Origin of the sequence: Candidatus Thiothrix putei (genome assembly GCA_029972225.1) — a bacterium.
GTDB classification, from domain to species: domain Bacteria; phylum Pseudomonadota; class Gammaproteobacteria; order Thiotrichales; family Thiotrichaceae; genus Thiothrix; species Thiothrix putei.
Genome location: CP124756.1, coordinates 1,771,266 through 1,783,920, shown reverse-complemented (window position 1 = coordinate 1,783,920; position 12,655 = coordinate 1,771,266). Strand labels below are relative to the sequence as shown.

The following is a 12,655-nucleotide window of genomic DNA, read 5'->3' as shown; positions in this document are numbered from 1 at the left end:
ACGAGTCATGCGCCGGACGTATTTTCTAAGCCACCAATACGGCGGTTAATCGTGATGGGCGTACCCATGCGGAAAAGATGCTTTTCTAAGCCACCAATACGGCGGTTAATGCGACTTGTCGGCTTCCTGCCGTGGTTCTTCTTTTCTAAGCCACCAATACGGCGGTTAATTGTCGGTATTGATTGGCTGCACATGCAATGCATTTCTAAGCCACCAATACGGCGGTTAATCTTTAGGCCGCTTTGTCATGAACCAATCATCATTTCTAAGCCACCAATACGGCGGTTAATAGCGGTTTGAATCGCAGCAGTATCCATTTTTATTTCTAAGCCACCAATACGGCGGTTAATTTCGTTCGTTTTGGTGAATTTACGGCGGGTGATTTCTAAGCCACCAATACGGCGGTTAATCTCAAGCCGGTGATTGGTCGCCTTTCATTACTTTTCTAAGCCACCAATACGGCGGTTAATTTGTTTAAATGGTCTGAGCGTTCCGTTTGTATTTTCTAAGCCACCAATACGGCGGTTAATTGCATATGCCCCGTGGAATATCAAGCGCAGTCTTTCTAAGCCACCAATACGGCGGTTAATGCTGACTTGACCGTCAGTGTTATGCCGCTGCGTTTCTAAGCCACCAATACGGCGGTTAATGGAACCCGCAAGCGGGCAGTGGAGGGCTTGGATTTCTAAGCCACCAATACGGCGGTTAATGTGGTTGGTTTTAGGCTAGAGACCATATCAATTTTCTAAGCCACCAATACGGCGGTTAATCCCCAGCCTTTTTGCTTGCTGCTACACTTTCCTTTCTAAGCCACCAATACGGCGGTTAATGTCTAGACGCATTATCGGATGCGGAAGTTGCATTTCTAAGCCACCAATACGGCGGTTAATAAAAGCCCGATTGAAAGAAAATGCGGGAATTGTTTCTAAGCCACCAATACGGCGGTTAATGCTATCTCACGTTCCTCTGCTGTCAAGCTCTTTTTCTAAGCCACCAATACGGCGGTTAATTCTAACCATCATCGTGAGGGGGACAGCCCACATTTCTAAGCCACCAATACGGCGGTTAATCTGTACTGGGGGTGATTACAGTTTCTGTACTGTTTCTAAGCCACCAATACGGCGGTTAATTGCCGAATCCATCGCCGCCAAGGACTGGTTCGCTTTCTAAGCCACCAATACGGCGGTTAATACCTGCGCCGATTACTTCCAAGAACTTTTGCATTTCTAAGCCACCAATACGGCGGTTAATCTGACGGATATTTTCCGGCGTGTCATGCCGCTTTTCTAAGCCACCAATACGGCGGTTAATGGAAACCTTGGCGGCATAATCTCCACGGTTATTTTCTAAGCCACCAATACGGCGGTTAATGCTATTTGTGCGAAGCTCGCCATCAATATTTTTTTCTAAGCCACCAATACGGCGGTTAATGTGATTTGGTATCGTCGCACCGGGAGTATATGTTTCTAAGCCACCAATACGGCGGTTAATATCGCGTTCGATATTCTTTGTTATACCCTTTATTTCTAAGCCACCAATACGGCGGTTAATCCACGCTGGCATTTACATTAACCGTCATGCTATTTCTAAGCCACCAATACGGCGGTTAATCCTGCATGGGCGACAGACTGGAATGATTGGATTTTCTAAGCCACCAATACGGCGGTTAATATTGACCATGTTGTGTGCCTTGTACTTGTTTGTTTCTAAGCCACCAATACGGCGGTTAATTAGTGTTAACGTTTCCGAGACGCGATCACTAATTTCTAAGCCACCAATACGGCGGTTAATGTCAGTCACGGGCGCGTCATGCCCTTGTGTATTTTCTAAGCCACCAATACGGCGGTTAATCCGCCATTTTGAAACTGATAGCGTGAGGGTAGTTTCTAAGCCACCAATACGGCGGTTAATAAATCTTCGACGCCTTTAGTGCCGATGCCTTTTTTCTAAGCCACCAATACGGCGGTTAATTCACCTGTACGGGCGGGTGGTCGTTTGTCGTCTTTCTAAGCCACCAATACGGCGGTTAATGCATCAAATCCACGCGCCACCCTGCTGTATTCTTTCTAAGCCACCAATACGGCGGTTAATGCTTGAGCCTGCGCCAGTTCCGGCGGAATGTCTTTCTAAGCCACCAATACGGCGGTTAATGAACCGGGGCAAGCTATCGGATGCAAATGCAGTTTCTAAGCCACCAATACGGCGGTTAATGTGCATTTGTGGCTTGCCATGCCCACGGTCAATTTCTAAGCCACCAATACGGCGGTTAATGAGTTTTCCCGCTTTGGTTTGCGTCCATTCGATTTCTAAGCCACCAATACGGCGGTTAATGTACACATGCGCAGCAGAAGCCCGGTAATTGTTTTCTAAGCCACCAATACGGCGGTTAATAAAGCCGCGTTTCCCATGCCCTGACGATGTTGTTTCTAAGCCACCAATACGGCGGTTAATACCAACTGATTGTCACCACTCACAATAGCAGTTTTCTAAGCCACCAATACGGCGGTTAATGCACCGGCAAAGGTGCGGGTTGTAGTGCCTAATTTCTAAGCCACCAATACGGCGGTTAATCATGGGAACGGCGGCTAATCGAGATCGTGACATTTCTAAGCCACCAATACGGCGGTTAATCTTTTCAAGTATTTCAACACGCCGGGCTTGTTTTTCTAAGCCACCAATACGGCGGTTAATTCTCAAATGAATATTTACCAGCATTACTATTTTTTCTAAGCCACCAATACGGCGGTTAATTGGTTAGGCAATGAGGCTGGGTTGCATAACAATTTCTAAGCCACCAATACGGCGGTTAATGCAGCGGAGGGCATACCAGCCACCCGATTCATTTTCTAAGCCACCAATACGGCGGTTAATAGTTCGTCTGCATCTTCCGGCCTAACGATAGTTTTCTAAGCCACCAATACGGCGGTTAATCCGTTTCCTCAATGCATGACGTGACCTTGTTGTTTCTAAGCCACCAATACGGCGGTTAATAAATTGCGGGCGTGGTGCGTGGTGCGGTTTCTTTTCTAAGCCACCAATACGGCGGTTAATTAGCGCCAGCCCGATCATGGAATGGATAATAATTTCTAAGCCACCAATACGGCGGTTAATTACGACATCAACCAAATCGCCCCTGAAGGCGATTTCTAAGCCACCAATACGGCGGTTAATATAGATTGTTTCAGCGGCGCGGCTGTCGATCGTTTCTAAGCCACCAATACGGCGGTTAATGCAAAGATGAATTTCTTGGCAACGAGCCGATTTTTCTAAGCCACCAATACGGCGGTTAATGTCTCGCAAATCACCAGATAAAACCGGGGTTCTTTCTAAGCCACCAATACGGCGGTTAATCACAATACGACTCTGCACGGGTCATGACCGAGTTTCTAAGCCACCAATACGGCGGTTAATTGGGCATTTTTGCCGGTCACGTATAAATTTGATTTCTAAGCCACCAATACGGCGGTTAATAACACGAAACCAGTGTGCACATGGCTGGTATCTTTCTAAGCCACCAATACGGCGGTTAATAGTGCCAAAAACGCGGCAAGCCCCAGTATATCAGTAACTTGCCGTGTTTTGGATGGCGTACCCTTCGTTTTTCGGTTGTTAAAAGACGACCACATTAAATCAATGGGTTAGCACCACACCGAAAAAACGAAGGGTGCGCGTTTACCAAAAAGGCACGGTAGCCTGACCCGGCGTTTTTTCGTCTGCGCCAATCGCCAGCCCATAATGGGAAAACTGACCAGAGCAAGCCGCATCCACCGTTGCCGTATTCACCAGTAAAGAGAATGTTTGGCGGGTGCTGTGGCTTTGCAACTTGATATAAACCGCGTCACGTTTGGCTTGGGCAGCCCGTTCTTGCAAGCGTTTACGCCGCGCCAGCAATTCGCTGATCGACAACACCACGCCCTTTTTTTCCAGATGTTGCAGCAAGCGGGACTCACTCCGCAAAATCCACGCATCGCTGAACTTCTCCGACTGGCGACTGCGCGTATAACAACGGTAAGCGCACCCCGTCGGCACAGGCAACACCGCACTGGTGACGATACCCGCACTTTCCACAAGCTGGCGGATACCCGCATTCGCCGCCACCGCCTGCAAGGTTTCTGCATCACTGTGCAAGCGCAACACATTGCCGGGGTGTTTCGCCCCCGCACGCGGCAACGAAATGCCAAGGTGCTGGATATTCGCCCCCGCCAATACCCCATGCAAACGCTGCCACAACCGCCCCAACAAATGGCTAATCTCGCCACTTTCGACCGCAGGCAACGCCACCGTGTATTCCAAATAATGGCTAGTCATGGCTTACTTCTCTTTCTTGCCGCCGCTGTACACCCCACCACGAATCAAGCACGCCATCAGGTAATGCGCCTCAGCGGGTAACATCCCCTGTGCCGCCGTGACACGCTCAGTCCACAGCTCCAAATCCTTCAAGTAGCTGTACAAATCGCTCTTACTGTTCGGCAAACGCACCGCTTCTGCCCGTTGCGCCACTACGCCGTAAGGCTCGACCGCAATCTTGCCGTAATCCGCTGCACGGCTGTGCCAATCATCAATCGTGCGCAAGGCATTACCGATTTTCTGGCTGTGCATAGCCGCCTGACGCACATCACCCGCCACTTTCACCGATGCCAGCGTTTTATCTTTCTTACCCTCCACAAACTCCTGTGACGGGTACACCTCCTGCCCAAAGCCCAACACCCCAGCCGCCGTTACCTGCAAACGCAACACGCCACCCTCACCCGACAACGCCGCCGCCAACGCATCACGCAACACCGCATACCCTTCCACCGCGCTGTAATCGTGTTCCAGCTCATGCGCCACCGCAAACACCAGCGTTTTCCCGCCGTAACTCAATGTCACCTGCTTATCGGTCGCATAACGGTTACGCCACAACCAACGCCCATTGATCAGGTTCTGCAAATAACGCCCCGCCAACTCGGTATAACCGCCCTTTTCCCGATACGCCAGCGCAAACTGCTCCAACGCCTTGGCATATTCCGTGTCATTACACGCCCCCGGAGCCAACGAATGCGCCGCAAACGTCACGCTAAAGCGCAAACAAAACGTATCCACCGCATCCGGCAAGTAACACACATCAATACGCTGAATATTCGCATTCGCCGGATCAAGCTGCTTGGCAAGGTCGCTTTCACTTTGCTGCTTATCGCCTTTGTACACATTGCCGTAATTCGCAATCGTGCCGCGCACCGTCTGCTGATGCACCGTGATCGGCTTTTCCTGATCGCCTTCACGGTAAAAAAACACCCCGTTGGAAGGAATAATGCTGCGGGTATAATTCAACATTGACGGTAAAGTTAATTTTGCTGCTGCCATGATTATGCCTCTGCCTGTAAAGTCGTTACAAAATACGTTTGTTGCTGCGCGTCATGCCGATGCACCCAAAACACGCTATCCAATATAAAATCTGGTTTCCACAACCAATGACTGGCGTAGACCAACTCCCCCAAACCCATCAGCGGCTCGGCGTAGATATGCCGCGCTCCCTTACGCACACCCTGGCGGGATTGCGGGGCTTCGATGGCTTGGTAGCCGACCGCGAGGGGGACTAACCAGCGTTTTTCATCCCGAATCCACGTATCGCGCCGCCAACGACCATCCGCTTGTTTCATCCGCCGTTGGGTATCCAGTAATGCATCCAGCACGTCCTGCCCTTCGGCTTGCCGCTCACGGAGCAAATCATCACGCGGCACAACCCAGAAACCTTTATCGTGCTGCTGCAACCGTTGCAATGCTTGGATCAATCGCAAATCATCCGCAACATCATTCGCCAGAAGCAACCGCAAGGCTTTCAAATCGTGGCAACTACCGCCACAACACGGGTTAGCATGAATCCAGGCGTACAAGGCTTGGCGTGTTTCCACCGAAGCAAAACTGTCCGTCAACTTGTCGTTTAAAGCATCATCGGCATAATCCCCCACCAAACGCAGTACCAGCGTCACCCGCATATCGCCTTTAATTTCTTCAATAATCGGCGGGTTAATAAAATCTTTCGCGCCCAACATCGCCGCCGGACATTTCGGATGCCCCTCATGCAGCCGCAAGTCGTGCAACATCACCGCCACACCTTCCACTTGCAGTTTCCAACCCAACGTTTGCAAATGCCGCTCAATACCATGCCCAAAGCCTGTAAATCCTGTCATCGCCGGAATACCCACCAGGTACTGGTTACTTTCGGCATTAAAGTCTTTCACCTGCAAACCAGGAATCACCACATAAGCCATTGTTTCCATCACTGTACTCATGCCTAAAACTCCCGAATCAAGGTTGCTAAACTGTCACGCAAGGCTTGATCATCCCCAATGGATAATATGCGTGACTGCTTATCCCACTTCTGCTGTTCTGTTTGGTATTGATAGTGATGCTGGCAAGCCTTAAACAAACGCAACGCATCGGTCAGCAGTATCTCCATTTGCTCCGCCCCCAAACGCGCTTGCGGACGCAAACGCGGGTCTAACCACGCTTTTTCCAAGACCGACACTTGTGCAAATTCGGGCTGCAACAACACGCTGTTTTCTTGTGCCGCTAACCATTCTGCCAAATGGGTAGCATCGTGTAGAAGTTGTTCCGCCATGTAATCCACCGCCACCTGATAGGTATTACGGTTGTACGCATTGCTTTTGCCCCGCCGTTCCCCACTGCTCCAACCGTGCTGCGCAATGGCTTCACCACTCAAAAACGTATCATCAAACACCAACTGAGTCGGCAACGGGAAAACCGTGTGCCGCTGGCGCAACCTTGCGAGTAACAACTGTGCATGTTCCTCAAACACCTGTTCTTTTTCAGTCTCTGCCGCAAAGGGGCGACGATTTGCAGGCGGCACTTCCGCTAACAAATGGCGATACAAACCGGCAATTTCCGCGTTATACGGCCCTGCATTAATCGGGTTCGCACCCCCAACTTTTAACGCCCTTGTCTGAAAGCGTTCCTGCTGCGGATTTTCTTTCTTCACCCGCTGGAAAAAGCGCGTATGAAATTCACGAGCTAAGCCAAAATGCTGTACTGGCGTAATGACAATATCCTCGTCATCCCGTAGCGGGAAAAACACCTGTTTGCTCAAACGATCCAAATAGCCTTTATCCGACTGTTGCAAGCGTTGCCGTAACACGCCCCCCAGTTTCTCTGCATCACCCTCGCGCAAACCCAAGCCCAATAATGCATCCCAAACTGCACCTTCACGTTGCGCTAACACATCCACCATGCGTACCCGTTGTCCATCCAGTAAAAACTCCGTGCCTAACAAACGGATTTCCGCCGCCCAAGCCGCATTCCCCGCCCCTCCAATAGTACGAGTTAACGCTACCGAACGTGACGACACCCACGGCTGAATGTTCTGCCCCGTGTCCCGTACTACATTTTGTTCAAACACCGCCCCCTGATTCACATTGGCATTGGGGTATTTGAGGTTATGTGTCCCCAACGCACTTTCAGCAACGCCCAACAACGACTGCAAGCGTTTTTCGTCTTGTAATGCGTGTTTAGCGGTGGATTCATCAAATAACGCTTCGGGTTTGGTTGCCTTCCAGAACAGCGCGTTCAGCAACGCCGTTAAGTATTGGCGCAACTCACCGCTGGCTACTTGCAGCAACGGTGAATCGTAACGGGTGAGAAGATCAGGAAGATTTTTCAGATCAATTTTGGCATCATCAAATTGCATACAGCCTATTTCCTTGCGAGGATTTTCAGCTATGATGAAGGAATTTTATGAGCTTGCCAACCAATGACAAGCTTGTCAAATGTAAGAGAAAGGGCAGAAGAGATTGATTAGAAAGTATCAGGCCAGCGCATTGCTCCATGCAAAACAGCGAGAATTTGCACATGGGCAGGTACAATCTGATAGACAACAATGAACGGTGTTCCTGCAATAACCAATTCACGAGTGGCTGCCACCCTCCCCTCCCTGCCCAAATGGGGATGAGTCGCCAACTGAGCAACCCGTTTTTCAATCAGGTCATGAATGGTCAAAGCCGCCGTAACATTTTCTCGACCGATGTAATCCATGATGTTTTCTAAGTGGTCAATGGCAATTTTTTGCCAAACAACCCGTATCAATGCATCTTCTCCAACAAGCGAGCACGCAGATTCTTAAACACCTCCGCATGTTCTACCCCAACCTCACCTGCATTAGCTGCTGCCAAGCTACGTTTAATCACTTCAACCTGCCAGAAATGCAGTTCAAGGTAACTATCAATCGCTTCATTGATCAGGGTGGAACGGTCACGCTGCATGGTTTGTGACAGTTGATCCAAAGCGACCCGCTTTTCACTTTCAATCCGAAAGCCGATGGATTCTTTTGACATGGCATTGATCCTCAATATTTGACGTTGTATAACGTTATATTACATCACCTAACATTGAGATTGCTACACCATGGCTATTTTACCTTCGCACCGCCAAGGCATTTACCTGTTGGAACAATGCCGCATCATGGTCAAAGATGAAAAGCTCACCTACGTGCGCCAAGAAGATGCCTACCAAAAATTCTGGAGCATTCCGTATGGCAACACCTCCGTGTTATTGCTGGGAACGGGTACATCCATCACCCAACCCGCCGCCCGTTTGCTGGCAGAGGAAGGCGTAATGTTGGCATTCGTCGGCGGTGGCGGCTCACCTTTGTTTCTCGCCTCACAAAGCGAATACCGCCCGACTGAATACCTGCAAGCATGGGTAAGATTCTGGTGGGATGAACAAAAACGCCTGCAAGTCGCCAAATATTTCCAGCAACAACGCTGTGAATTCGTGCGCAAAGCATGGAAGAAGGTGGAAAATCTCCCTGTTGACCCTGCCCCGCTGATTGAAACCTACCTGCAACAAATCGTCATCGCCCGCGACAACCAACAACTGATGGGCTACGAGGCAAACTTTTCCAAGAGCTTGTACGCTCTGCTTGCTCGCCACTTCAAGGTGAAATTTGAACGTAAACCGGGCGCAGGCAACACCAGCGACGCACACAACAGCTATCTGGATCACGGCAATTATTTGGCTTACGGCTTGGCTGCCACCGTTTTGTGGGTATTGGGCATTCCACACGCCATGCCCGTTTCACACGGGATGACCCGCCGAGGTGCATTGGTGTTTGATGTGGCGGATATGATCAAAGATGCCGTGATTTTACCCGTAGCATTTACGGCAGCCTCACAAAAGAAAAGCGATCAGGAAATGCGCAATCAATGCATTGCCTTCCTCGATCAAATGGATAGCCTGCCCTTCATGTTCAATCAAGTGAAAGCCGCCCTGCAACAAGTCAATGCGGAGGCTGCATGATTATCCTGTTTGTCAGCGAATGCGAACACAACGCCTTCAAACTTTCACGGCGCATCCTGAATAAATACGCCACGCAATTGGGGCGACGCACATGGATGGCACGCCTTTCCGAAGAAGGCTTACGCGACATTTACGCCGAACTTAAAAGCAAAGTAACCCGACAAATGTCGGTCAGTTGTCACCGGGTACGCGGTAACAATCGCACTACACTGGAATGGATTATTGGCACACGCAAACACTTCAACAACGAAGGTGTGTTCGCCTTCAGTTGGACAAAGCGTGACATGCTGCAAACCGTGATCGAACCGACACCACAGGAACGCGCCGCCCGTTACCTCACCGAATTGGCAGGCTTATTCCACGATTTAGGCAAAGCCAACCGACTCTTCCAAAACAAACTCAGCAAGAATGCCTCGACAGGTGAACCCTTACGCCACGAATACGTGTCATGGCTGATGCTGGAAAAAATCTTGGGGCAATTGCCAGATGATACGACGTGGATAGAACGACTGGCGGACTACTCAACACTACACCCACGTTTGGAAGCGGCGTTTGCAGACGGGTATTATACCGATGCGGCACAACTCGAACGCCTCTGGCGGGACATTCAAGGCAATAATGACCCGACATTGGACACCAAAGTACACGATTTACCATTACCCAATATCAACAACACACCGTTGCTGCATCATCTGGCATGGTTAATTCTCTCGCACCATCGCTTGCCACAGGGTGCAATACAACGGGATGGCAAAGCGTTATTACGCGCTGGCTCACACATTCACCGCCCGTTTACGCACGACGTTTTTCTGGAATGCCTGCAACCGATGGCTGACAAAAAAGCACTTTGGTCAGATAACCCGTGGTGGACACAACAAGTTGCTGCTAAAGCCACGCAATTACAGCATCTAATGCGGGCGAATCCCGAACTCAATCTGTCAGCACCGAATTGGATTCCCTTCATCGCCCACTATTGCCGCACCATGCTGATGTTGGGCGACCATTTTGTTTCCAAGCAGAACACTCAACAGTGCTTTACTGGAGACAAAAAAGCCGCGAAGCCGTTGTATTTCGCCAATACCAACCGCGCCAAAGGCTGCATGGCAGCAACGCTCAACGAGCATTTACGCGGTGTCGGCAAAGAAAGCGGCAGTCTGTTCCGTTTGGGGTTGCGCTTACTCGACACCCTCCCCGGCATCACGCCCGAAGCCCTGCCAGACGGCTTACGGCAGATTCACAAACACACCGATTCGCCGTTTTACTGGCAGGATGATGCGTGCCAAAAAATCAAGGAGCGCGTCAAAGACGGCATCCAAGACAGCGGCTTTTTCGGCATAGTGTTAGCACGCACCGGCGCAGGTAAAACCCGTGCCTGTGCGCGGCTGATGGCGCAACTTTCCCCGCGAGTCCGTTACAACCTCGCACTGGGATTACGCACCCTGACCTTGCAATCCGGCACAGCTTACCGCGACGAATTGAAGCTGGACGATAAACAAGTCAGCACATTGGTCGGCTCGGAACTGGCACGACGCTTACACGAAATCAACCTTGAAACCTCAGGCAGTGAAAGCGCGACTTCGGATAATCTTGACGATCACGCCATTGACGGCATGGAAGACGTGGATTTGGACTTGCCACCACAATTGCAAACCCTGTTGGCAACCGAACCCAAAAAACGCCTGTTGTTAACCGCGCCGATTCTGGTTTCCACCGTGGATTACTTGGTTGCCGCTGCGAACCCCAACCGCAGCCGCCATTTATACGCCAGTTTGCGCCTGATGACCGCCGACTTAGTGCTGGATGAAGTCGATGCGTACAGTGAAGAAGACCTGATTGTACTCGGCAAATTGGTGTATTTGTGCGGCTTGTTTGGGCGCAAAGTCTTGCTCGCTTCGGCAACCATCCCCCCTGCCCTTGCCGAACAGTTTTTTGCCGCCTACGCCACAGGTTACACGCAATATTGCGCCCGCAAACAGCAAGAACCGCGTTTGTTTGCAGGTTGGTTTGCCGATCAAGCCAGTCTCAGCCGCCTGGAAAAATGCAGTAGCGAAGAAGCTTTTAACCGCACCCACGGCAACATTACCCAGCAATTGGTCGAGCAGTTGCAAGGCGAAACCGCCAAACGCCAAGCTGCGTTGCTGGAACTCCCCACCACAAAACCCGCCACAACCTATATTCAGTCACACAAAACGGTCGATCTCAGCCCCGTCTTTGCGGCGGTATTAGCGCAGTGCCACACCTTCCACCAGCAACACGCCATGATTGACCCACAAACGGGCAAGCGGGTATCCATCGGCTTGGTGCGTTGGAGCAATACCGAACCGTGCTGGCGTTTCGCCGAATATTTGCTGCAACACGAACCCACACCTGACCAACCGGATCACCGCGTATTGTGCTACCACGCCAAGTTGCTGCCGGTGGTGCGGTTTGAAGTCGAAAAGCAGTTGGACGTGATGCTCAAACGCAAGGATGAAGCCGAATTCCTGCAACATCCACTGGTGCGCCAAGCATTGGATAGTAGCCCTGCACAAGACATCATGCTGGTGGTTTCTGCCACACCGATTGAAGAAATCGGGCGTGATCACGATTTCGATTGGGCAATCATCGAGCCATCATCAACCCGCGCCATTATTCAAACCGCCGGACGGGTACGCCGCCACCGCCCCACGACAGCAAATACCCAAAACATTGCTCTGCTCTCCACCACTGTGCGCGGCTACAAAGGCAATGACAAAGCGTTCTGCTACCCCGGTGTGGAGTCAGATGGTTACGCACTCAAGCAACACCAAACCCACGCGGTGTATGACCTCGCCCTACTCATACAAAATATTGATGCACGTTCCCTATTAAGCCAGGAACAAGCGCAATCCGCCGCCATTACCACGCTGGAACACCGCAAACTCCGCGATTGGTTAAGCGGCACAGCCAAACGCCAAGATTCACACATTGGTTTGCAGAATTTCATCAAATCACCCGCAATGGCACTGAGCGACTACCACGCCAAACACAACCGTTTCCGTCGCGCCCACAGCAACCTGTTATTCTGGCTGGACGCGGAAAATCAATGGTATTGCCGCGAGGAAATCAAACACACATTCGAGACGGTGGAGATCAAGCCCCCGAAACCTGAAAACATTCCCACCTCTCGCTATTTATGTGAATGGAATGTCGAGGCACTTTACACGAAATTGAAATCCCAGCTCTTTGCCGACAAGGAAGAAACACTCGCACGCCAACAACTGATGAGCATCGAAAGTGCCTGCTACAGCGACACCGACAAGAATCACACCCTGCGCTACCACGCATTACTCGGCATGTATCGCCTGCGTTAAGCCTATGCTAGACTTTCCCCCCTTATTCAACC

The 12,655-nt window shown here is 50.7% G+C and carries 8 protein-coding genes and 1 CRISPR repeat array (1 of these 9 running past the window's edge); of the genes, 2 read left to right on the top strand and 6 right to left on the bottom strand.

Annotation, left to right across the window (positions count from 1 at the left end):
- A CRISPR array of direct repeats spans window positions 1-3,531; the repeat unit is 28 nt; unit sequence TTTCTAAGCCACCAATACGGCGGTTAAT; it reaches 759 nt to the left of the window's first position.
- Window positions 3,532-3,672: 141 nt separating this feature from the next.
- From cas6f to QJT81_09170, 6 genes are all read right to left on the bottom strand, one after another.
- The gene (gene cas6f / locus QJT81_09195) at window positions 3,673-4,308 is read right to left on the bottom strand and encodes a type I-F CRISPR-associated endoribonuclease Cas6/Csy4 (protein ID WGZ96126.1); all 636 of its coding nucleotides are present in this window, start codon (window positions 4,306-4,308) and stop codon (window positions 3,673-3,675) included.
- A gap of 3 nt (window positions 4,309-4,311) precedes the next feature.
- Entirely contained in the window at window positions 4,312-5,343 is a 1,032-nt protein-coding gene (gene csy3, locus QJT81_09190) for a type I-F CRISPR-associated protein Csy3 (protein WGZ96125.1), read from the bottom strand.
- A gap of 2 nt (window positions 5,344-5,345) precedes the next feature.
- Window positions 5,346-6,272, bottom strand: a complete 927-nt coding sequence (locus QJT81_09185; GenBank protein ID WGZ96124.1) for a type I-F CRISPR-associated protein Csy2 — start codon at window positions 6,270-6,272, stop codon at window positions 5,346-5,348.
- Between the two features lie 2 nt (window positions 6,273-6,274).
- Window positions 6,275-7,684, bottom strand: a complete 1,410-nt coding sequence (locus QJT81_09180; GenBank protein WGZ96123.1) for a type I-F CRISPR-associated protein Csy1 — start codon at window positions 7,682-7,684, stop codon at window positions 6,275-6,277.
- A 107-nt stretch (window positions 7,685-7,791) separates the two neighbouring features.
- Window positions 7,792-8,079, bottom strand: a complete 288-nt coding sequence (locus tag QJT81_09175; GenBank protein WGZ96122.1) for a type II toxin-antitoxin system RelE/ParE family toxin — start codon at window positions 8,077-8,079, stop codon at window positions 7,792-7,794.
- Window positions 8,076-8,327, bottom strand: a complete 252-nt coding sequence (locus tag QJT81_09170) for a ribbon-helix-helix domain-containing protein (protein WGZ96121.1) — start codon at window positions 8,325-8,327, stop codon at window positions 8,076-8,078. The genes QJT81_09175 and QJT81_09170 overlap by 4 nt, the downstream gene beginning before the upstream one ends.
- Window positions 8,328-8,397: 70 nt before the next feature.
- Between QJT81_09170 and cas1f the strand changes: the two genes are divergently transcribed.
- The gene (gene cas1f, locus QJT81_09165) at window positions 8,398-9,291 is read left to right on the top strand and encodes a type I-F CRISPR-associated endonuclease Cas1f (protein ID WGZ96120.1); all 894 of its coding nucleotides are present in this window, start codon (window positions 8,398-8,400) and stop codon (window positions 9,289-9,291) included.
- Window positions 9,288-12,623, top strand: a complete 3,336-nt coding sequence (gene cas3f / locus QJT81_09160; GenBank protein WGZ96119.1) for a type I-F CRISPR-associated helicase Cas3f — start codon at window positions 9,288-9,290, stop codon at window positions 12,621-12,623. Before cas1f ends, cas3f begins: the two co-directional genes overlap by 4 nt.
- The last annotated feature ends 32 nt before the right edge of the window (window positions 12,624-12,655 follow it).